This is a genomic window from Mariprofundus aestuarium (genome assembly GCF_002795805.1).
Taxonomy (GTDB): domain Bacteria; phylum Pseudomonadota; class Zetaproteobacteria; order Mariprofundales; family Mariprofundaceae; genus Mariprofundus; species Mariprofundus aestuarium.
In genome coordinates this window covers 269,320-291,774 of sequence record NZ_CP018799.1, presented here as the reverse complement: position 1 = coordinate 291,774, position 22,455 = coordinate 269,320, and the positions used below count along the sequence as shown (strand labels likewise).

General features: G+C 54.0%; 20 protein-coding genes. 16 read left to right on the top strand and 4 right to left on the bottom strand.

The genetic code is table 11. The features are described 5' to 3' along the window. Nucleotides 1-84: 84 nt before the first annotated feature. Complete coding sequence (gene gltX, locus Ga0123461_RS01485; protein ID WP_100276727.1) at nucleotides 85-1,473, bottom strand: glutamate--tRNA ligase; 1,389 nt, start codon at nucleotides 1,471-1,473, stop codon at nucleotides 85-87. A 262-nt stretch (nucleotides 1,474-1,735) separates the two neighbouring features. After that, complete coding sequence (locus Ga0123461_RS01480) at nucleotides 1,736-2,545, bottom strand: methyltransferase domain-containing protein (protein WP_100276726.1); 810 nt, start codon at nucleotides 2,543-2,545, stop codon at nucleotides 1,736-1,738. 263 nt (nucleotides 2,546-2,808) lie between these two features. Here Ga0123461_RS01480 and Ga0123461_RS01475 point away from each other — a divergent pair, with 263 nt between their 5' ends. The 3 genes from Ga0123461_RS01475 to Ga0123461_RS01465 all read left to right on the top strand — a co-directional run bounded on the left by Ga0123461_RS01475 (nucleotide 2,809) and on the right by Ga0123461_RS01465 (nucleotide 6,694). After that, nucleotides 2,809-3,006, top strand: a complete 198-nt coding sequence (locus Ga0123461_RS01475) for a DUF2934 domain-containing protein (RefSeq protein ID WP_100276725.1) — start codon at nucleotides 2,809-2,811, stop codon at nucleotides 3,004-3,006. A 70-nt stretch (nucleotides 3,007-3,076) separates the two neighbouring features. Then, entirely contained in the window at nucleotides 3,077-3,895 is an 819-nt protein-coding gene (locus Ga0123461_RS01470) for a sigma-70 family RNA polymerase sigma factor (RefSeq protein ID WP_232710276.1), read from the top strand. Between the two features lie 288 nt (nucleotides 3,896-4,183). Next, nucleotides 4,184-6,694, top strand: coding sequence for an FAD-dependent oxidoreductase (locus tag Ga0123461_RS01465; RefSeq protein ID WP_100276723.1), 2,511 nt, complete (start codon nucleotides 4,184-4,186; stop codon nucleotides 6,692-6,694). Nucleotides 6,695-6,761: 67 nt separating this feature from the next. Here Ga0123461_RS01465 and Ga0123461_RS01460 read toward each other — a convergent pair whose 3' ends face one another. Further along, entirely contained in the window at nucleotides 6,762-9,227 is a 2,466-nt protein-coding gene (locus tag Ga0123461_RS01460) for an efflux RND transporter permease subunit (RefSeq protein ID WP_100276722.1), read from the bottom strand. A 225-nt stretch (nucleotides 9,228-9,452) separates the two neighbouring features. Here Ga0123461_RS01460 and Ga0123461_RS01455 point away from each other — a divergent pair, with 225 nt between their 5' ends. Next, nucleotides 9,453-9,644, top strand: a complete 192-nt coding sequence (locus tag Ga0123461_RS01455; protein ID WP_100276721.1) for a hypothetical protein — start codon at nucleotides 9,453-9,455, stop codon at nucleotides 9,642-9,644. A gap of 66 nt (nucleotides 9,645-9,710) precedes the next feature. Here the strand turns inward: Ga0123461_RS01455 and Ga0123461_RS01450 are convergent, their stop codons facing one another. Next, nucleotides 9,711-10,631, bottom strand: a complete 921-nt coding sequence (locus Ga0123461_RS01450) for a branched-chain amino acid transaminase (protein ID WP_100276720.1) — start codon at nucleotides 10,629-10,631, stop codon at nucleotides 9,711-9,713. 152 nt (nucleotides 10,632-10,783) lie between these two features. Here Ga0123461_RS01450 and Ga0123461_RS01445 point away from each other — a divergent pair, with 152 nt between their 5' ends. The 12 genes from Ga0123461_RS01445 (at nucleotide 10,784) to ubiD (ending at nucleotide 22,430) form a co-directional block, all read left to right on the top strand. Then, entirely contained in the window at nucleotides 10,784-11,593 is an 810-nt protein-coding gene (locus Ga0123461_RS01445) for an ABC transporter ATP-binding protein (protein WP_100276719.1), read from the top strand. After that, nucleotides 11,590-12,393, top strand: coding sequence for an MlaE family ABC transporter permease (locus tag Ga0123461_RS01440; RefSeq protein ID WP_100276718.1), 804 nt, complete (start codon nucleotides 11,590-11,592; stop codon nucleotides 12,391-12,393). The genes Ga0123461_RS01445 and Ga0123461_RS01440 overlap by 4 nt, the downstream gene beginning before the upstream one ends. 9 nt (nucleotides 12,394-12,402) lie before the next feature. Continuing rightward, the gene (gene mlaD / locus Ga0123461_RS01435; RefSeq protein WP_232710274.1) at nucleotides 12,403-12,852 is read left to right on the top strand and encodes an outer membrane lipid asymmetry maintenance protein MlaD; all 450 of its coding nucleotides are present in this window, start codon (nucleotides 12,403-12,405) and stop codon (nucleotides 12,850-12,852) included. 65 nt (nucleotides 12,853-12,917) lie between these two features. After that, nucleotides 12,918-13,538 carry an MlaC/ttg2D family ABC transporter substrate-binding protein gene (locus Ga0123461_RS01430; protein ID WP_232710272.1) on the top strand — a complete coding sequence of 207 codons (621 nt, stop codon included), beginning with the start codon at nucleotides 12,918-12,920 and terminating at the stop codon, nucleotides 13,536-13,538. Nucleotides 13,539-13,558: 20 nt separating this feature from the next. Further along, on the top strand, nucleotides 13,559-16,636 hold the full coding sequence (locus Ga0123461_RS01425; RefSeq protein ID WP_100276717.1) for an AsmA-like C-terminal domain-containing protein: 3,078 nt from the start codon (nucleotides 13,559-13,561) through the stop codon (nucleotides 16,634-16,636). A gap of 62 nt (nucleotides 16,637-16,698) precedes the next feature. After that, entirely contained in the window at nucleotides 16,699-17,520 is an 822-nt protein-coding gene (locus Ga0123461_RS01420) for an MlaE family ABC transporter permease (RefSeq protein WP_100276716.1), read from the top strand. After that, nucleotides 17,517-18,191, top strand: a complete 675-nt coding sequence (locus Ga0123461_RS01415) for a P-loop NTPase family protein (protein WP_100276715.1) — start codon at nucleotides 17,517-17,519, stop codon at nucleotides 18,189-18,191. Before Ga0123461_RS01420 ends, Ga0123461_RS01415 begins: the two co-directional genes overlap by 4 nt. Continuing rightward, nucleotides 18,192-19,190: an MlaD family protein gene (locus tag Ga0123461_RS01410; protein ID WP_100276714.1), complete on the top strand. Its 999-nt coding sequence runs from the start codon at nucleotides 18,192-18,194 to the stop codon at nucleotides 19,188-19,190. 2 nt (nucleotides 19,191-19,192) lie between these two features. After that, on the top strand, nucleotides 19,193-20,125 hold the full coding sequence (locus Ga0123461_RS01405; RefSeq protein WP_100276713.1) for a tetratricopeptide repeat protein: 933 nt from the start codon (nucleotides 19,193-19,195) through the stop codon (nucleotides 20,123-20,125). Nucleotides 20,126-20,162: 37 nt separating this feature from the next. After that, complete coding sequence (locus Ga0123461_RS01400) at nucleotides 20,163-20,657, top strand: ATP-binding protein (RefSeq protein WP_100276712.1); 495 nt, start codon at nucleotides 20,163-20,165, stop codon at nucleotides 20,655-20,657. Continuing rightward, a complete protein-coding gene (locus Ga0123461_RS01395; protein WP_100276711.1) occupies nucleotides 20,641-20,973 on the top strand; it encodes an STAS domain-containing protein in 333 nt (110 codons plus the stop codon). The genes Ga0123461_RS01400 and Ga0123461_RS01395 overlap by 17 nt, the downstream gene beginning before the upstream one ends. Further along, nucleotides 20,970-22,430, top strand: a complete 1,461-nt coding sequence (ubiD, locus tag Ga0123461_RS01390) for a 4-hydroxy-3-polyprenylbenzoate decarboxylase (RefSeq protein WP_100276710.1) — start codon at nucleotides 20,970-20,972, stop codon at nucleotides 22,428-22,430. Before Ga0123461_RS01395 ends, ubiD begins: the two co-directional genes overlap by 4 nt. Nucleotides 22,431-22,455 lie beyond the last annotated feature (25 nt).

The following is a 22,455-nucleotide window of genomic DNA, read 5'->3' as shown; positions in this document are numbered from 1 at the left end:
CTCCTCTTCCAGAAGAAAAGCAGGCAACAATACTTCTGCCAGACCTCTTCTTACCGCCAGCCTTAACTGGCGACATGAGAAGAATTACTGCTTAAGCGTTGCTAGGCCGTTTTTCAAGCGCGCCAGCGACTCATCCTTGCCAAGCAGGCCTAGGGTGAGATCGATCGGCGGGGAAACAGGGCCACCGGCAACGAGAATGCGGATCGGCTGGGCCAGTTTACCCATCCCTACACCTTCGGCCTCGCACACCTGGCCGATCAGCGCATGGGCTGCTTCACCTGAGAAGCCATCCATCGCTTCGATGCCTGCGATAAACTTCTCCACCAGCTCTGCAGTGCCCTCCTTGAAATTCTTGGCAACCGCCTTCTCATCATATGAGGTCGGCGCCACATAGAAGAATCGCGCGCCTTCAGCGAGATCAAGCAGATTCTTTGAACGCTCCTGAAGTGATGCCACCACAGGCTCAAGGTCCGGTCCGGCTGAGGTATCAACAGCCAGCAAGCGTGCCACCTCAGCAACTAGGTCAGCCGCAGCGGCCTCGCGCATGTAGTGGCCGTTGAGCCAGTCCAGCTTCTGCTGGTCGAAACGGGAAGCACCCTTACCTACCTGAGCCAGGTCGAAATACTCAATCAGCTGCGCCTCGGAAAACACCTCTTCATCACCGTGCGACCAGCCAAGACGAGCCAGATAGTTATTCACTGCGTGTGGCAGATAACCCTTCTCGCGGTATTCGGTTACAGCAACCGCACCGTGGCGCTTGGACATCTTGGCACCATCCGGTCCGTGAATCAGCGGGATATGTGCAAACTGCGGGATAGGCAGGCCAAGCGCCTGATAGAGCTGAATCTGGCGAGGCGTATTGTTCAGGTGGTCAGAGCCACGCACGACATGGGTAATGCCCATCGCCGCGTCATCAGCCACCACTGCCAGGTTGTAGGTCGGGGTGCCATCGGTACGCAGCAAGATCAGGTCATCCAGTTCAACATTGGGAAAGCTTACGGTGCCCAGTACCATATCATTCACAATGGTCTCACCCTCATCGGGCGAACGGAAACGCACCACGAAAGGTGCTCCTGCAGGGCGATCGGAACGATGGCGGCAACGGCCATCGTACATCGGTTTTTTGCCCGCAGCACGCTGCGCCTCGCGCATATCGTCCAGCTCCTCTTTGGAGCAGTAGCAGCGGTAGGCGTGCCCCTCTTCGACCAGCTGATCGACAGCGACAATGTGCTCTGCCTGGCGCTCGGCCTGAAATACCGGTTCATCGTCCCAGTTCAGGCCCAGCCATGAAAGGCCATCGAGAATCACCTGTGTTGCCTCATCGGTGGAGCGCTCGCGATCGGTATCCTCAATGCGCAGCACAAACTGGCCACCGTGATGGCGGGCATAGAGCCATGCAAACAGGGCAGTACGGGCGCCGCCGATATGCAGCATGCCGGTTGGTGATGGGGCGAAACGGGTACGAACAGTCATTCAAGCACTCCTAGGTAATAAAAGGGTCGCGCAGCCTAACCGCAAGACCCGTACCTGTTAACGGGAAAGAAACACGGATGTTTACCCAAAGTGCAAAAAACATAATGATCCGGCTTTATCTTGACCAAAAGGAGCTCTCGAATGAGCGACAAAAAACACGATCAGGAAAATCCTCTGAAACGTTATCTCGGCATAGCCCTGTTCCTGGTCGGCTTCCTGATGCTCGGCATGGCCATCTCCGGCTACTTTAACTAGGAGTATACTATCGCGCAGCAGGAGTGCCGCTGCTTGCTCCTGCAGAATTGTGTGCAATCAGGTGCAGATAACGTCCTAAATGCAGGTAAGGCTCCTTCTGCGCATATTTCATCTCGATTCGCACCACCTCGTCGGTATCCCGCGCCTCGCGCATCTTGCGATCCATATAATCATAGACCACACGCACCCCGGCTCGGCTAAGCACCTTCATCTGCCACTCATCCAGCCATCCCTGCACCTCTTCCAGCGTTAACGGGTGGTACGGGGTCAACCCCCCCTCTTCTCCCTGCAGATTATCACTTTCGGCCTTGCGCCAGTTGCCACGAATCAGGTTACGGAAGATCAGTGCATCACGGTTATAAAACATCAGTGAGAGATCACCACCTGGACGAATAAGGGTAAGCAGCTGCTCCAGTGTCTCTTTTGGCTCAGCCAGCCACTCCAGCACCGCGTGGAACAGTACCAGATCAAACTGCCCCAACTCATCCGCATGCATATCCTGCACCGAACCATGGATAAATTGCGGCTCTGCATCCGGTAATTTCTCAGCAAACAGGCTGCGCGTCTCCTCCACCATCTTTTCTGAGAGATCGGAGAGCACCAGCTCATGCCCCAACTCCGCCAAACGCAGCCCCATCTGCCCCAACCCGCAGCCGGCATCGAGAATGCGCAGTGGTTTGCCTGCCGAAAGCTGCGGCACCGTCTGCAGCAGGTGCTGCCAGACAATCGCCAGCCGCACCTCACCCTTGGCACTGCCATAGATATTGCGTGCAAATCGCGTGGTTAAATCATCAAAATTTCGATCGGACTGGATCATCAGGCTATAAGCCTCCCTGCATTAAGAGCGCCTATTATTTGCTCGCATCACTCTTTGGCAAAGGAAATGATTGTTTCGGCTTTTTTTAGATAGCTCCCTCCGTGATCCTGGAGCCGAAGGGTTAAAATTTACAGTCTGACCATTTAATTTGGCACATTTAAAAATCCATGCTATACCCATAGAATTGAAATGTGTTAGAAATCCACCTCATGAATCATACATTTTATCTTATTTGATATTCACGAGTAATAATGGAGTGTTAAATGGCTGGCTCAAAGAAAAACTTAAACAAGAAATCGGCAAGGGAAATTAAACTAAACAGCCCTGAAGAGCTGAGGAAAATGATTGCTGAAACAGCCTACTGCCTTGCAGAACAACGCGGTTTTGAGGGGGGCTGTCAGCTTCACGACTGGTTAGAGGCTGAGGCCAGAATCCACCGCATACATGGAAAGGCTGTATAAACAAGGTGCCATCGCTCCTTTATAACACGCAACAAGGGCGTTTATGGTAAGGCGCCATAGCCTGGACTCTATGGCGCTCTATATGCGCGAAGTATCCCGTTACGACCTATTAACAGCACAGGAAGAGGTCGCCTGCGCACTCGCAATTGCCCAAGGTGATGAAACGGCCCGCCAGAGGATGATCAACGCCAACCTCCGCCTTGTAGTGAAAATTGCCAGACGCTACATGGGCCGCGGCCTTCCACTCTCCGACCTGATTGAAGAAGGAAATATTGGATTGATGCGGGCGGTTGAAAAATTCGACCCTGAGCATGGCTGCCGTTTCTCCACCTATGCAACATGGTGGGTTCGCCAGTCCGTTGAAAGGAGCATCATGAATCAGGCTCGAACCATTCGACTGCCGGTTCATGTGAGTAAAGAGCACAACCTCCTGCTGCACTGCTCAGATGATCTTTATGCCATTTTAATGCGCGACCCAAGCGAAGAGGAAATTGCGGCCCATATGGGCATAAGCCGGGAAAGAATACAGATGCTGCGGGAGTCAATGGTAACGACGGAGAGTGCGGATGATTTTTTGCATGATGAGGGGAGCTTCACACTCTACGATATCACTGAAGACCCCTTGGCCGAACTTCCGGGGGACCACCTTGATGGAGCCATCCGGGATGCCATGCTTGCAGGGTGGATGGGCAAACTGACAGAAAGGGAGCAGGAGGTTCTTCGCCTGCGCTATGCCCTTGATGAAACCGGTGACCCCTGGACGCTTGATGCAATCGGCACGCATATTGGCGTTACCCGTGAGCGCATTAGGCAGATTCAGGTCGAGGCACTGCGGAAATTGCGTCTACTGACAGATGAAGACCATATCTCCGTCGATGAGGTCACGTGACCCCCAGCCAAGCGGGGTGGCCAGACATTAAATTCATTGCCGGCACAAACAGCAAGGCTCGCAGAAAACTGCGGGCCTTTGTTGCAATCAAGCCCGGGATCAAGATGCAAACGAGCCAGTTCTGGCAAGCAAGCTGTAGAAGAATTCCGCACATCCTGAGCAAATAAACATTGCAATAAGAATATTATATAATAATATTAGCCTTCTCTAATTTACCATATAAACTTAATCTGTTTAACTCGATACTTTCCGTCACCTGAGAACGGGAAATTCAAGGATGGAAACACAATGAAAATCATAATCGTGGGTGGTGTAGCTGGCGGAGCAACGGCGGCGGCGCGCATTCGACGCAACGATGAGACTGCGGAGATCGTTCTCGTTGAGCGTGGCCAATACATCAGCTTTGCCAACTGCGGGCTGCCATACCACATTTCGGGTATCATCGAAGAGCGTGAGCAGCTTCTGGTTACCTCCGAGGAGGCATTCAAGGAGCGCTACCGCGTTGATGTACGCAGCCGCACAGAAGCCATCGGCATCGATCGTAAAGCCAGGACCATGCGCCTGCGCAACCTGGCAACCGGTGATGAGACCGACGAACCCTACGACAAACTCCTGCTCTCCCCCGGTGCCGAGCCTGTGCGTCCGAAACTACCGGGCATCGACTCCTCACGCATTTTTGGGCTGCGCAACATTCCCGACCTTGATCGCATCATGGCGCACCTTAAAGAGCACAACCCGCGCCGTGCCGTAGTCATCGGCGGTGGCTTTATCGGTATCGAGGTTGCCGAAAACCTCCATGACAAGGGCATCTTCACCACACTAGTGGAGGGAGCAGACCAGATCCTGACCCCGCTCGACTATGGAATGGCAGCTATTGTGCACTCCCACATGCGGGATAAAAACGTTGAGCTCTACCTGAACGACAAGGTAGAACAGTTCGAGGAGAAGGATGATCACACCGTGGTTTACCTGGGCAGTGGACGCCGTCTGCAGGCAGACCTGGTGGTGCTGGCAATCGGTGTGCGCCCTGAAACAACACTGGCCAGAGCAGCCAATCTCGAGCTCGGCAGCACTGGCGGCATCAAGGTGAATGGCCACCTGCAAACCTCAGACCCCGACATCTACGCCGTTGGTGATGCCATCGAAGTCACGCAAACCATCAGCGGCCAACAGGTGCTCATTCCGCTTGCCGGACCTGCCAACAGGCAGGGGCGCATGGCTGCCGACAACATCATATTCGGCAACAGTAAAGTCTATCGGGGCACGCAGGGAACATCGATCCTCAAGGCTTTCGATCTTGCTGCCGCAACCACTGGCCTGAACGAGAAGCAGCTTAATGCTGCTGGCATTCCCTTTCTCAGCTGCATCACCCACAGCGGCTCACACGCCAGCTATTATCCCGGTGCAAAGCAGATCAGCCTGAAGCTGTTATTTACCGATAAAGGGCAGATTCTCGGTGCTCAGGCAGTGGGTGCTGACGGTGCCGATAAACGCATCGATGTGATCGCTACCGCCATTCATGGCAACCTGAAGGTTGAAGACCTGGCCGACCTGGAGCTGGCCTATGCGCCCCCATTCGGTTCAGCCAAGGATCCGATCAATATTGCCGGCTATGTAGCCACCAACATCCTCAACGGCTCCCACGACATGATCGAGTGGAAGGAGCTGCGCGCCAGCCTAGGTGCCAAAGATCCCGAGATGCAGCTGATCGACGTACGTACGGCTGAAGAGTTCGGATTCGGCTCCATTCCAACGGCCCGCAACATCGATGTGAATCACCTGCGGGAGCGGCTGGATGAACTTGACCCGAACAAGGCGGTCATCCTCTTCTGCCAGATCGGCCTGCGCGGCTACCTGGCCTATCGCATCCTCACCCAGCATGGTTTCACTCAGGTCAGAAACCTCTCAGGCGGCTATAAGAGCTACAGCTGGGCGGTTGAAAAACAGGCCAACCCGGACATCTTCGATTACGAAGATATCAAGCGTCGCTCCCCTCAGGAGGTCGAGGCTGAACGCAGCGGTAGCTGCGCTGTCAGTGCCGCTATGGTTGCTCCCGGCACCACGGGTGAACTGCATACCCTGAACGCCGTCGGGCTGCAGTGCCCCGGCCCGATCATGAAAACCTACAAGGCGATGGAGGCCCTTGATGCAGGAGAACTGCTCGAAGTCACCGCCTCCGACCCCGCTTTCGGTTGCGATATTCGGGCATGGGCCAAGAAGACCGGCAACGATCTACTATCCGTAAAAGCCGAGAAGGGGCTGGTCATTGTTTTGCTGCGCAAAGTGGCGACTGCGCCTGTAGCTACGGCAGCTGCACCTGTGGAAAAAGACAAACTCACACTGGTCGTCTTCTCCGATGATCTGGATAAAGTAATGGCCAGCATGATCATTGCCAACGGCGCACTTGCCATGGGTAAGCCGGTCAGCCTCTTCTTCACCTTCTGGGGGCTTGACGTGATACGCCGGGTCGATGCCCCACATCTTAATAAGCCGATGATGGATCGCATGTTCAGTACGATGCTGCCATCAGATGCGGATCACCTAAATACGATCTCTAAAATGGATATGCATGGACTGGGTGCGAAAATGATCCGCAAGGTGATGCACGACAAAGGGGTGGAAACACCGGGCAACCTGCTGCATAGCCTGGTTGAGGGTGGCGCGCAACTCATCGCCTGCCAGATGTCCATGGATGTGATGGGCATTCAGAAGGAGGAGCTCATTGACGGTGTCGATATCGGTGGCGTTGCCGCCTTCCTTGGCGAAGCAGGTGAGTCAGGAACCACGCTGTTTATCTAAAATAAATCCCGCACAAAAAAAAGAGGCCTGCAGAAAACTGCGGGCCTTTTTCTGCTATTCCGCAGTGCTACTGCTGCAACGTTCCGTACGGTTTCAGGGTTCTGAGCAGGATCGGCAGGATTGTGATGTTGGTGACCAGAGCGCTCACCATGGCAAATGCTGTAAACAGGCCGAAATAGATCGATGGCACGAAATTGGAGAGCACCATGGCGATAAAGCCGATGGTGATCGTCATCGAGGTGTAATACATCGCCCGCCCGATACTGTTGTGAGCCCGGTGCACGCAGGCGCGGTAGTCGCCATCTTTGAGCCACTCCTCATGATAACGGTAGACGTAGTGAATGGTGTCATCCACCGCGATGCCGACGGTGATCGCAGCAATGGTGATGGTCATGATATCCAGTGGAATGCCAAGCCCTCCCAAAAGCCCCAGCACCAGAATCACAGGAACGATATTGGGAATGATGGCGATAGCAGCAACCTTCAGTGAGCGGAAAATCAACGCAAAGGTGGTCAGAATGGCAAAAAAGACGAAGCCCAGCGTCTGGATTTGGGAGCGGAACAGGCTCTGCAGTAGGTTGTTGTAGAGCACCACCATGCCGGAGAGATGCACCGATTCACCGCTCTCGGCTCTTTCACTGCTCAGGTGGTCACGAATATTATTAAGCAGTTCGTTGCGGTTGAGTCCTGCATCGCTTTCATAAACACGAACGGCAATGCGCAGCTGCTGCCCATCCTCCGAGAGGTAGGGTGAAATCATCTGCGCCTTGATATCCGGCGGCAGTTTTTTATAGAGGACGGAGAGAAAGAAACTGTCGATGCTGCCTTTGTCATCGAGCTTCTCCAGTACAGCCATCGCTGTGTGCAGCGAATTGACCTTGCCTGTTTCGGGCAGCCCATCGAGATAGCGGTGGATGGAGGCTACCTCGGCCAGCATATGAGTGTTATACCAGTAACTGGTGGTGGCGAAACCGCCATCTTCATCACCAAAGCCCTCATCCCACTCAACCTCTTCTTCAACCTGCTTTAGCGGTGCATCGATGATTACGTCCATCGGCGTGGTACCACCCAGTTTTTCATCGATCAACTTCATGCCCTGGAATATCTCGGTGGAGTCATGAAAGTAATCAATAAAGCGATTCTCCACCGTCAGTCGCGACATGCCGAGCGAGCCCATGACCACAAGCAGGAGCGAGATGGCAATCACCTTGCCACCGTGATGCTCGACCAGCCAGGCAACCGACTCGGTAATCATGCCCATGATATCCCGGCCATGCGGAGGCTTACCCGGCCGTACCAGCATCAGGGTGGCCGGGTAGAGGGTGAATGCCAGCAGCATCGAGGCGGCCAAGGCGAAGACCATGATCCAGCCGAAATCGATCACAGGACGGATATCGCTGACAACCAGCGAGGCGAAGGCGACTATCGTGGTTATGGCGTTGAAGAGGCACGGCATGGCTTTGCTGCGCAGCGTAATACTGACCAGGTGACGTTGCGATGCATGCGGCTCAAGCCGGTGCTGTTCGCGGTAGCGCACAATCAAGTGAATGGTCAGTGATAGGCTGAAGATCAGAACCAGCGCAAGAAAGTTGGATGAAACGACCGTAACCGGCCAGCCGACCATGCCGAGAAAACCCGTGGTGACGATAGCGGTGGCCCCTGCAGTCAACAGTGGCAGCAGCACCCAGTGGGGTTTGCGGAACACAAAGCTGAGCATCAATGCCAAAATCGCCAGTACACCTAAACCGAAAACGACCAGGTCGTGGCGGATATAGCTCATCATGTCGGAGACAATCATCGGTACGCCACCAAGATGCATGCGGGCAAACTCGCGGTAGTCATCCATGACAAGACGGATCACTGCGATCAGCTCGGACTCCTGCTGCGTCAGCTGTTTACTGTAGCTGTCAAACTGATCTTCCACCTGACTCAAGCGCAGCAGTTCTGAGGCAGGCAGATCACCGGCCAGTTTCTTTACGCGCAGTCCGTCACGCTCCTTCAAAAGGCTTTGATAGGTCTCATCGCGCTTAAGCAGAATCTGGATCGCGCAAGTATCCCCCTCAGGGCTGACCAGGCGATTGCTGTAGAGCGGGCTGGATATCAACTCACGCCTGGCGAGCTGGCGATCCGTGTTTGCCTGCTCCAGCATCGGGGCGCCTTCACTGAACTGATCCAGGCTGATCGGTGGGCTCTCAATCAGCGGCACATCCAGCATCGTCAGCACCGATTCAACGCCTTCAATACTCTTGAAGCGGTCACGCATTTCACGAACCCGTTTAAGGCTGGCCTCGGAGAAGAGGTTTTCTTTGGGGCTGTAGGTAACAATCAAGAAATCGTCGGAACCGTAACGGGCACGAATATTGCGGTAGTATTCAAGGTCGGCATCGTTTTCCAGCACCAGTGAATCGGCTGAAACATCCAGCTCAAATTTCGGAATATAGGAAGCGAACAGCAGCAACAGCAGGCCGACCAGCGACAGCGTCAACAGAGGCCGGTCAATCACCAGCTTTTCATACAACTCTACCAGCCTCATAGGGCTCCTTTTGAAGGAATTGTTCGCTTTACGAATAGTCTGAAGTTCGTTCTGAACGGCATTTACCCTCCATACAGTGATTATAGAGCATCCATCATGAAAATGCAGAAACAGTGGCGGGCTGCCGTATTAAACAATCCCGCTTCACAAGCCTGCCTGCTGCTAAAGTTTGCCAAATGCTGCGCTATCGCCTATATACTGTAGATCAGGATTGAAACTCTTCACATGGAAGCGGCAACCTTGCGAGACAATACAATGGATAAACAAAACGAAGATGGGGATCTCAGTGGCGGAGCATGGGATCTCAGTTCAGAACTGAAAGAAGATTCAGGCTATTTAAAAAAAATGGACCGCATGGACATCGGGCTTATAGTGCTTCTGGCCATTGTGTTCAGTGTCGTGGCCACAAACGTTTAACAGAGCTTAAACATAAAAAAAGGCCCGTATTTACTGCGGGCCTTTTTTTATGCGTTCCGAACAGGATCAGACGTAAGCGAGCCAATCCTTGTGAGCTTCGCTTCTGCCATGAACCACATCAAAGTACTTCTTCTGCAGTACTTCAGTGACAGGGCCGCGTGAGCCACAGCCGATGGTGCGCCCGTCCAGCTCGCGGATCGGGGTGACCTCGGCAGCAGTGCCAGTGAAGAAGGCTTCATCAGCGACATAAACCTCATCACGGGTGATGCGCTTCTCACACACCTCATAACCTTCCTCTTTAGCCAACTGAATAACTGTGGCACGTGTAATACCATCCAGCGCACTGGTCAGCTCCGGCGTATAGATCACACCGTCATAAACCATAAAGAAGTTCTCGCCACTACCTTCGGCCACGAAACCATCCACATCCAGAAACAGTGCTTCGTCATAACCATCGCGCAGCGCATCGGAGAGGGCCAGCATCGAATTGATGTAGTTGCCGTTCGCTTTGGCTTTGCACATCGCAACATTTACATGATGGCGGGTAAATGAGGATGTACGGATACGAATTCCCTGCTCCAGAGCGTCCTGCCCGAGATATGCACCCCAACTCCACGCTGCAACGATAACATGTGACTTGAGGTTATCAGCGCGCAGCCCCATGCCTTCAGAACCGTAGAAGACCATCGGGCGCAGGTAGGCTGAATCCAGTCCGTTCTCACGAACCGCCGCCAACTGAGCTGCATTCAACTCCTCTTTGGAAAAAGGCATATTCATATTCATGATTTTTGCCGAACGGAAGAGACGATCGGTATGTGCCTGTAGACGGAAGATCGCAGTCCCGCCTTCAGCATGGTAGGCGCGCACGCCCTCAAAAACGCCCATGCCGTAGTGCAGGGTGTGGGTCAGCACATGCACCTTGGCATCACGCCAGTCCACCATCTGACCATCAAACCAGATTAATCCATCACGATCTGCGAAATTCATCTAAACATCCTCATCTTTTATATAAAACCCCCTGCATTTCCGGGGAAACCTAAAAAAGGGCCGTAAATGTAGCGTGTCACCATCGCACACGCCATCTTTGCGCGTGATATGGATCATTTGCCGTCGCCGCGCTGAGGCCCTAGCCTACGCCCATGATTCGTGGTGAGAACTTAAGCAAACGCTACAACGATGTCGATGCCCTTGCTCCGACCGATATTCATATCCGTGCGGCTGCAACAACTGCGATCATGGGTGGCTCTGGCTCCGGCAAGACAACACTGCTGCGGCTGCTCTCCGGTCTGATCAAACCTACCACTGGTCATGTCTGGTACGGTGACGAGGATCTCTGCACCATCCCATCCAAACGGCTGTATGAGCTGCGCGAAAGCATGGGCATGCTGTTTCAGTACTCCGCGCTGCTAAATTCACTCAATGTTTATGACAATGTAGCCTTCCCACTGCACGAACATACCGATCTCGATGAGTCAGTGATTCGCACTATGGTGTCGATGAAGCTGGAACAGGTAGGGCTGCGCGGCTTTGAAGAGCTGATGCCCTCTGAACTTTCCGGCGGCATGGCCAAACGCGTCGCCTTTGCCCGCGCCATTGCCATGGATCCGAAGATAGTCTTCTTTGATGAACCAACCTCTGGCCTTGATCCGATCTCAGCCGGCGTGATCTCCACCCTGATCAAAGACACCTCGAAGATGAACCGCATGACCTCGATTGTGGTGACGCACGATGTTGAGGCGGGGCTCTCTATTGCAGATCATGTGATCCTGATGTGGCAGGGAAGTATTATTGCCGAGGGCACACCGGAAGTTATCAGGGCGAGTTCCGATGAGCGCGTGCGCCAGTTCCTCGAGGGGCGGCCCGATGGTCCGATCCCGTTCTCACGCAGCACCACCTCCTACATTGATGATCTGACTCACAGACCGGGCACAGTAAGGTTGGAAAAATGAGCGATATGACAACAGCCAGCCAATCAGGAATGGCCACCTTCTTCGGCAGAATGGGCCGCTATGCAATGCGCGGCATCGAGCAGCTAGGCGACGGTACGAGGCTTGGATTCCAGGCTCTCTCCCTGCTCTTTGCCAAGCCGTGGCAGGGCAAACATTTCATCATCCAGCTCTATGCCCTAGGTGTCGGCTCACTGGCTATTATCGTCATTACCGGTGCGTTCACCGGCATGGTACTGGCGCTGCAGGGCTATTACACACTGGCAAAATTCGGTTCGGAATCACTGCTTGGCGCAGGTGTCGGCATGTCGATCATTCGCGAGTTGGGGCCGGTGCTCGGTGCCTTCATGATTATTGGTCGGGCAGGCTCGAGCATCACTGCAGAGATCGGCATCATGCGCGTCACTGAGCAGACCGATGCGCTGGAGATGATGGCGGTCAATCCGATGCAGCGAATTATTCTGCCTCGCATCATCGCCACCACGATTGCCGTGCCTCTTCTGGTATCGATATTCGATGTCGTTGGTATCGCTTCGGGCTACATTGTCGGTGTGGAGCTGCTGGGTGTGAATCCCGGCGCCTACATGGCCGAACTGATCGCCAAGCTTGAGATGATCGACCTCAATGGCGGCTGGGTAAAAGCGGTGATCTTTGGTTTCATGATCGGCATGATCTGTACCTACATGGGCTATCGGTCCGAGCCCACCACGGAAGGTGTAGCCAAGGCAACGACGCAAGCGGTGGTCATCGCATCGGTCGGCGTACTGATCATGGACTATATTCTCACCTCGTTCTTCCTGTAAGGAGTTGTAATGCAAGCATATAGAAAAACAGAGATGACTGTCGGCGTATTTGTATTTATCGGACTACTGGCCATCGCCTGGCTCGCCATCAAGGTTGGACAGATCGGCGGCATCGGCGCGACCGGCTATACCCTGACCGCCAACTTCGATGATGTCGGTGGCGTACGTAAAGGCAGCGACATTATGCTGGCGGGTGTGGTCATTGGCCGCGTCGATGAGGTGCAGCTGGCCAACAATGACCATGCAACAGTAATCCTGCGCATCAATGAGGGTGTTGAAATCACCGAAGACGCCTTCGCCTCGGTGCGTACCAAGGGTATTATCGGAGATCGCTACATCAGGATCACCCAGGGCATGGAGGATAGCAACCTCGAGGAGGGCAACGAGATTGAGGAGACCGAATCCGCCATCAATATCGAAGACCTGATCAGCAAGTACATTTTCAGCGGCAAGGAGTAATCATTGCTCCTCGCCTGCTTCTGCAGGAACCTTAAACTATGGATACCAAACATAAGGAGTTTCTCATGTTAAAACTGTTTCGTACAACGTTCGCCATTCTATTTGCCATGCTCTTTTCCGTTTCGGCATGGGCAAGCAGTGGTAGCAGTGATCCGAAAACGGTTATCGAAACCACCGTCAACCAGATCATCGAGGTGCTTGAAGCGCGTCAGGACACGACCAAGCTGACCAGCAAGGACCGCGATGCCATCCGCCAGAGCGTGGAAGGCCGTTTCGACTACGCGGCCATGGCCAGGCGCAGCCTCGGCAACCCCTGGAAAGAGTTGGATGGCATGCAGCAGACCCACTTTACCAGCGTATTCCGCGAACTGCTTGAGCGCTCCTACGGCAACCGTCTGAGTGAATATAAAGGGCAAAAAGTGGTCTTTGCCGATGCCGAGCTTAAAAGCGACAAGGCGCGCGTCGAATCCACCGTAATCGACGGCACCCGTGAAACGCCGGTGGAGTATCGTCTGCACCAGACCGAAACAGGCTGGCAGGTTTATGATATCCGCATTGAGGGCACCAGCATGGTGCGAACCTTCTATCAGGATTTTAAATCCACGCTGGTTAACGGCGGCTATGAACACCTTCTGAAAACGCTGGAAGATAAAGTCACCAAGCTGAAAGAGAAGGACAACGACTGATCAAAAAGGAACCCTCTGCCATGTCGGGCAGCTTCTTTAAACGCGCGCTGGCTTCTTGCTGGCGCGTGGCGCTTTTGCTACTTCTGGGACTCTCCCTTCTAGGTGGCTGGCTCTACTCGCAATCACCCAGCCTCGACACCATTCGCCCCGGCATCGAAAGCCACCTGAAGAAGAAACTTCAGCTTAAAGAGATCAAACTCGGGCAGCTCACATGGAGGTGGACCGACTTTCTTTGGCTGCAGTCAGATCATCTAGACTTCACCAGCAGTGATGAAGCGCTCGCCTTCCACCATGGCGGCGTGGCTGTCCGCTTTGCACTTTCGGACCTCCTCAGGGGCCGCTTTTCACCCGACCGCATTCGCCTGAGTAGCGGCACCCTGGATCTCCAGCACACCGACTCCGGACGCGGCTTTCCCGCTGCGCAACTTGTGCTGGATGACGTGCAGGTCAACTGGAGTTATCTGGACAAGTGGCAGGGAACGCTCGATCACCTGCATCTGATGCTTGATGGCATGGAGCGTGAGATGCAGATGACCACATCGGACTTCACAATCTCAGCCAGTCTCAGTGAAGATATGCTGCCGCAGCTGGTGGAATTGCAATGCAACAACTTCACATGGCTCCCTGCCCCTCTCCGCAAATACTTCAATGGCACACCTGCAGCATCACTTAAGCTGAATCGCCTGAATAAACAATCCTGGCAACTCGCCTCATCTGTAGAATCAGAAGAAGTGCTCACACTACTGCCTGAAAGCATCTACTCAGTTGCGCTCAACCGTGCCTATCTACAGCTAAAACTGACAGCGATTGAGGGCAAATCCCTCGCTATTGAGCATATCAGCCTGGAACAGCTTTCATGGTCACTGGGTGAGAGCAGCATTCAGGCAACAGGAAGCTGGAGTGCAGGCCTGCTGTCACTGCAGGCAAACTCGGATCAGCTATCGATGCCGGTGATATGGTCATGGCTGAGGCCACTGGGGGATGAAACGTGGCACAACTGGCTGGCGTTGATGAAAGCAGGCACAGCAAGCCAGGCAAAAGCAAAGCTATCTCTGGCATGGGATGACCCTATCAAGGCCCTGCCAACACTTGAGAACCTGGAAGCGATGCTGTTTCAGGTCTCTGCCCATGTAGACGATGCCGATATCGCGCTTGGTGTATCCGAAGATTTCCTGCACAACACCTCGGCCCAGATTGACCTGAACCATGATGGACTGAATGCCGTTATTATGGATGCCGAACTGCCGAAAAACATGGGCCATGCCACTGGAGAGCTCTACATCCCATGGCAGACACTGGAGTTGAATATCGCTGGAAAATCCATGATCGATGTTGCTTCGCTGCTGACATGGTTCGGCCCCGATGCCATCTCCGACTGGAAATGGAACGGTGCCAAAGCCGAGAGTCGCTTCCAGTTGCTATGGGACCCAAGCGAATCAAAGCCCCGCAAAGCAAGTGTTCAGTTGCAACCGTCGGGCAACTGGGAGATCTCTATTGATGACACATCGCTGCAGCTCTCCGGTGGTTCCGCCAACTGGGATCAGAGTAACGGACTGACTGTTTCCGGACTGCACTTCCAGAACACCCATGTCGATGGCGAAGTGAACCTCACAACCACTATCGACAAAGATAATCGCTGGAGTATCAGCAACCTCGCAATCGACTCTAAAAGCGACTTCGCCATGCTGGCTGCCCACTTCCAGCTACCGCTTGCCCAGGCCGGAGGCACGATCTACAGCAGCCTTAAGTTTGACGGCAAGTGGCGTGGAGCCGCTGATCTGAAAGAGGCAAGCTGGAAACAGCTGCTCGGCTCGGACAAAAAAACAGGGGAGCCCTATTCAATCCACTGTAGTGGCGACCTCAACCTTGAGAAAAAGCTGCCAACCATCCGTCTGACCAGTCTGACCAGCAAAGGTAAAGCCCTGCTGATTCGCAACAGCAGCGCCTCAATCAACAGCGAACAACTGAATCTCAAGCTGAATGACCTGCACACCCCATCCTTCAGCGGCTCACTGGATATCAACATCCCGTTCGACAACAAACCATGGGAGCTGCTCGTAATTGCTGACTACCTGAATCGCAATGCACTCCCTGAAGCGCTCGACTATCAGGACCAGACCATCGACAAGTCGTGGCTCTTATCCGCCAACATCAAAAAATTCGAGTGGGACGACTCCCGCATGCAAGAGGTGTTCATCCGCCTTGCATCGTCCAGGGGTAGTATCGGGCTGTTCAAGGCGAAGCAGGTCCACACCACCCAGCTGGATATTACCGATATCGATGCCCGCTTTTCGATGCCCGGCGGAGGAGCCATTGATCTTCGTCGCCTGTCGGCCAGCATTGAGAAGCAACGCCTGAATATGTCCGCCACATTGAGGCCGGAAAAAGAGGGGGGGATGCGCTGGCGCGGCTTTGCCGAGCTGCACGGTGATTTCGGCCACCTGTTGAAGCTGGGCAAGCTTTCAGAGCGTTTCAAGGATGGAGATGGCCGCCTCCTGTTCTCCGGCAGTGGAATCATTCTGCGTGAACAGCCATGGTGGGACGGTCTGGATGGCAGGCTTCGCCTTCGCGCTGATAACGGGCGCATCCTCGAAGGCGGAACATTAACCACACTGCTGGCAGCAACAAACCTGACCAAACTACCACTGCTGCTGCTAGGCCAGCGCGAAGACCTGACTGGCCCCGGAATTATGTATGAGCGGCTGCAAATGGAAGCGATCATGCAAAATCAGGAAATCCGCATTCGCAATGTCGCGATCCGCTCCACCGCCTTTGATCTGGCTGGCCATGGCAACATGAACCTGGAACAGGCCACAGTCGACCTCTATCTGGTGGTGCGGCCATTGCAAAACCTGGATGCGCTACTTGCCAAGATACCACTACTCAGGGATATCCTCGGAGGCAGTTCACACAGTCTTTTTCGCAAGATTTACCACATGTACGGCCCCTTCACCGATGCCAAGGTTGAAACAGTCACACCGGAAAAGGCAGGGCTGAAAGCCGCAGGTATTATCGAAAGCCTGCTGACACTGCCTGATCTCTGGTTCGGCAACGACAAGGATAAAAAGCGCATGCCGGAAACAGCCCCCGGTCCATGACAGCCAACTGGCGTTGTGAGGCCTTCCCTTGTCTTTTCTGACAATCGGCATATAAAGCTGGCATGAGCAATCCGGGTCAGTTATTGCAACAGATAAACCAGCGCGCCGACACGCTCGGCTCCTCATTGATCCATATGTTCCATGAAAGCCGTCGTGCCTACCGGCTTACCACCTCCATACTCTCAGCCGGTTTGCGCCTGCAGTGGATAACCAAACCTGCAGTAACCAATGTGGTCTTCAGGCAGATCTACTTTACCGGCGTTCAAAGCATGCTCTGGGTCGTGCTTGTCGCATTCGGTATCGGTGCGCTCGCCGTCTATAATATCGTCGACTTTTCCAAAAGCATTCAGGATATGTCGCTGATCGGCCGGTTGATCTCCGACCTGCTGGTAAAAGAGGTTGCGCCACTGGTTGTCACCATTCTTCTACTTTCCCGTTCAGGTGTGGCCGTAGTGACCGAACTGGGCACCATGCATGTTCGCGGCGAGGACCTGACGCTGAGCAGCATGGGCATCAGCAAAGAGGAGTATCTGCTCTGGCCGCGCCTGATGGCCTTCACGCTGTGCGGCCTGATTCTCACCTTTATCTTTGTCTTCGTGTCAATCTGGCTCGGCGGCCTGATTGTGTCGATGAGTTACGAAATTAATTTCATCGACTTCCTGATCGAAGTGCGGCGCGGCACCAGCATGGAAGAGATTATGATACTTCTTGGTAAGGGAACCCTCTATCCGATGTTAAGCGCTGTCATGCTACTGAATATGGGCTGCAAGGTGGGACGCGAACCGAACATGATCCCGGTCTACGCTACTCAGGGCGTGCTGGGCTCGCTCATGCTCGTGATCATGGGTGATGCAGTGATTGCCCTGGTTCTGAATCTGATATGAGTGATACCCTACACTGGAGCGCCCTGCACCTGGGACAAACCATGGTCCCAGCAGCAACTGTTGCTCACGGCGAATATGTAAGACTGGTGATGAACTACCATTGTCAGTACGCCTTCATGCAGCACATGTTCTGCCTCAAAGAAGACGATCGTGAAAATGGCTGGAAAATGTGGCTGGAGAGCAACTCAAACAGCTACCCTTCAGGAACACCGGAATTCAGCATCCGGATTGGCAGCATGATCCGCCAGCGCGGGTTGATCGCCAACCTCACGCTGCGTGAAAACCTTCTGCTGCCATTTCTCTACCATGGCGACCAGCAGCGTCTGGAGAGAGCATCAGATGAAATTGTTGAGGTTGCCCGGAGATTTGGCATAGACTCATCTCTGGATGAGAAAGCGGGCGAGAGATCGACCTACACACATGCTATAATAAGTCTGACACGCTGTATGCTTGTAAAGCCTGCTATCATCGTTGCACAGGAGGTACATATCGGCATGCCACCCGAACAACTGGATCGATTCAGGGCATTTAGCATGCAGGCGCTCGAGCAACTGGGCTCAGGGCTGCTCTATCTGACCGGGAGTGTTGATGAGGGCTCAGGGCTCGATTATGCCCGCACATTGACGATCGAACCTGATTGCCAAAGCCTTGACTCTGCAGAAGGAGAGTAAGTGAGCGAATTCGTTGCCAACATAAGTCGTCAGGTGGGGTGGTTTGTCATCCTCGGCATCGGTGCGATCGTATTCATTCTGCTCATGGTCAGCCTGCGTACCGACCTGTTTGCCGACAAGTTTTATCTCGCCTTCTCGCCACCTTCCGCCTCCTCGTTCTACGTCGGCCAGCCGGTCAAGTATCAGGGGTTTACTGTCGGGCGCATCGATAACATGGACCTTCAGAGTGATGGCCGGGTACGAATCACCCTGCGTCTTCTCGAGCGTTACCATCCGATGCTGCACGAAGGTGCCATCGTTCACCTGACTCGTGAGGGATTAATTGGTGAACAGACCCTTGAAATCACAGCCGGTGACATCAAAAAACCGGCCATTCCGGCCGGCCAGATGATCGACTATGAAACGGCGGCAACGGTTGAGCAACTGCTGCAGGATATCAAACCAGCAGTCGATAATGCCAACAAACTACTGAGCGAGATGGCCGCACTCGCCCTATGGCTGAATGATCCCAATAGCGATGTCAGGCAGGTCACCGCCCGCCTTAATGCCGTCACTCAGGATCTGGACCGTGAGAATATCGGCAAGCTTGTCGCCAATCTTGCCGATGCACTGGAAAATCTCCGATCCCTGACACAGGACCTGAAAGAGCAGGGCGTCGCCAAGCAGCTGGCTACAGCACTTGAAGCTACCTCCTCCATCCTGACTGACCTGCGCCCCCTCTCCGAACAGATTGCCAAAGAAGGGCCGGGAAGCCTGAAGCGAATCAACAGCCTGATCGAACATGTGGACAGGCTCTCCAAATCGCTTGATACCGTCGCCTCCGACCTCTCGGAGCTGACACCTGAACTTCCGGGACTTGCCCGCGAATCACGGCAGGCCATTGGCGAGATGCAGGAGATTCTAAAATCGGTACGCGGCTCATGGCTGGTCGGTGGCAGCACATCTGGCAAGGCGCGTGATGAAACAGTTGCGCCTCCGGCACTGGAACTGCAGCCGTGAAAATGAGTACGTACGCACTTCTTGTCGCGGCTATCAGCCTGCTGCTGACCTCCTGCATCTCCTCCGGTTCAAGTAAAACACCTGAGATCAATAACCCTTATATTTTGAAGGCGGAAAACCACACCAGCAACGGCATCGAAGCCATGCAGCAGGAGCGCTGGAATGCTGCTGAGCGCTCATTCTCCCGCGCCCTGAGCGCCTCACAACTGGCCGACGATACGCGTCTGATCACACGCTCATGGTACAATCTTGCCACCGCATACAGCGGGGCAAACGACCTTACCAAAGCGGCAGCGGCTTATGAGCAGGCCATCAAACTTGCTCAACGTAATCATGATGAAGTGATGCATCTTCGAGCCCTGCTTGCCATGCGTTTGGTGCAGCAGAGAACAGGGCGCCTTCCCGAGAACTTCTCCCTGCTGCAGCTGCAGCAGACGCTGTTCTCAAAAAGAGTCTGGCCCAGCGACCTGCACCTGCAGGCGGGACGCCTTGCGCAACGCCTTGGGGATTCAGCGCTTGCAAAATCAGCTTACGAACTGGTCATTAGCCTGAAAGAGAGTGATCGCAACAGCCTTATGCTGAAAGCGGAAGCACATATGGGACTCGCTCTGCTTTCCCGTGATGCAGGTGTGACAGAAACTGCCTGGAGTGAGGCGGAGCAGACACTGCTCTACTGCCGCAAGATAGGAGCACCGCGGCTTACCGCACATGCGCTGCTGCTACAGGGAGAGCTTCCGCCAGGCAACAGAGCAGGGCAGCAGGATAAACTTGAACGCGCGCTCGATATCTATAAGGCGCTCAATGACCTGCATGGTGAAAAGAAGGCTCTCACCCACCTGCTGCGACAGGCTGAGGTAGATGCCGACAGCGCCACAGCAAAGCTGCACCGGTTGCGTTTGAAGAGCATCGAAGACAAGCTTGGCGAGCAACACTGACAGGATGGCGCTTTCGGCTGTTCAGCGAGGTAGAAACATGGGGAGTCCTGATTTACATGGTGCATGCAACAGCAGCCACGATGGCAAACTGTGCCTGCAGCTGGACAGTAACAGCGACTGCATTCATGTCTTACGTTCCATGGTCGCCGTAATGACAGCCAGGGCATGCATGGATGAACTGCGCAGTAATAGGGTCGCCGTTGCTGTGGATGAGCTGTTTGCCAATATCGCGGCTCATGGCTATGAGGGCAAACCTGGAAGAGTCGAGTTTGAGACAGCCATCTACAGTGAGAATGGCGCTCAGGCATTAATCTTTGATTTTCGTGACTATGCCCCGGTTTTCTGGTGCGGTAGTATTGAAGAGGTTGCCACTCGCCCACAGAACCTTGAACAGATTTGTCCGGGGGGGCTGGGACTCAGGCTGATTCACTCGGTGACCGATCACTGTGAGCATAAAGCACTTGAAGATGGTAATCACTGGCGACTAACATTCAATATCCGTGATGGAGAGAACAATGAACACGAATCTTAAATTCGAACGCGAAGAGCTGAGTGAAAACAATGTGACGCTTAAGGTTTTTGGCGACGTTACCATCCACACCGCGACACGCCTGCGCGAGCAGCTCAAGCCGCTTTTTACCGCCAAAATGCAGAGCGTTCACGTGGTTCTTGATCATGTCGAGTTCATGGATTCTTCAGGCATCGCAACACTTGTGGAGGGGTTACAGTGGTCGCGACTGACGGGGGGGCGTTTTGTGCTCTCCGGCTTAAGTGACAACGTTCGCGACATCTTCTCACTGGCTAAACTCGACACCGTATTTGAGATCGAAGACAGCTTTGCGACATGAGTTTTTCCGACATGCGAGCCTTTATAGCTGAGCTTGAAAGGCGTGGCCTGCTTAAACGCATCACGAAAGAGGTCAGCAGCAATCTTGAGATCACCGAAATATCGGATCGCGTGCTGCGTGCAGGTGGCCCCGCACTTCTTTTCGAGAATATCATCAGCTCTGAGATGCCGGTACTGACCAACCTGTTCGGCACCGCCGAGCGCATTGCACTGGGCATGGGGCGCGAATCAGCAGATGAACTGCGGGAAATCGGAGAGCTGCTCGCCTATCTCAAAGAGCCGGAACCACCGAAGGGCTTCAAAGATGCATGGGAAAAGTTCCCTGTTCTGAAGAAAGTGATGCACATGCAGCCGAAAAAGGTGAAAAAAGCACCGTGGCAGGAGGTTGTGCTGCGTGGTGATGAAGTAGATCTGGATCGGCTACCGATTCAGACCTGCTGGCCCGAAGATGCAGCGCCTCTGCTCACCTGGGGGCTGGTAGTCACCAAAGGCCCTAATAAGGAGCGCCAGAATCTCGGCATTTATAGGCAACAGAAGATCGGTAAAAACAAGCTGATCATGCGCTGGCTTAAACACCGTGGTGGTGCCCAGGATCATCTGGAAGCCAAGAAGGCAGGGGCTACGCGTTTCCCCTGTGCGGTCGTTATCGGTGCGGATCCCGCCACGATTCTCGCAGCAGTCACACCAATTCCCGATACCCTTTCCGAATACCAGTTTGCAGGCCTTTTGCGCGGCAAGAAAACCGTACTGACAGAGTGTCTCGATATCGATCTGCAGGTGCCCGCATCTGCCGAGGTTGTACTGGAAGGTTACGTATCACTGGATGAGTATGCTGAAGAGGGGCCGTTCGGCGATCACACCGGCTACTACAACGAAACCGAGATGTTCCCGGTCTTCACTGTGGAGACGATGAGCATGCGCGGTGATGCCATCTATCACTCCACCCACACCGGCAAACCGCCCGATGAACCAGCCGTGCTCGGCCTTGCCTTTAATGAGGTTTTTGTACCGATCCTGAAAAAACAGTTCCCGGAGATCGTCGATTTCTATCTGCCTATGGAAGGTTGCTCCTATCGCGTCGCAATTGTTTCAATCAGCAAGGGTTATGCAGGCCATGCCAAACGCGTGATGTTCGGTATCTGGTCCTACCTGCGCCAGTTCATGTATACCAAGTTCATCATCGTGGTGGACGAGGATATCGACTGCCGCGACTGGAAAGAGGTGATCTGGGCGATCTCCACCCGCTCTGATCCGGCCCGCGATTTCACCATGGCTGAAAATACACCGATCGATTATCTTGATTTTGCCTCCCCTGTTGCCGGACTCGGCTCCAAGGTCGGTATTGATGCCACCAACAAGTGGCCGGGTGAGACCGATCGTGAATGGGGGCGCCCGATTGCAATGGATGAGGCGGTCATAGCACGCATCGACGAGATATGGGACGAGTTGGGATTATAATGCGAGCCATCACCTTGGCTTACCC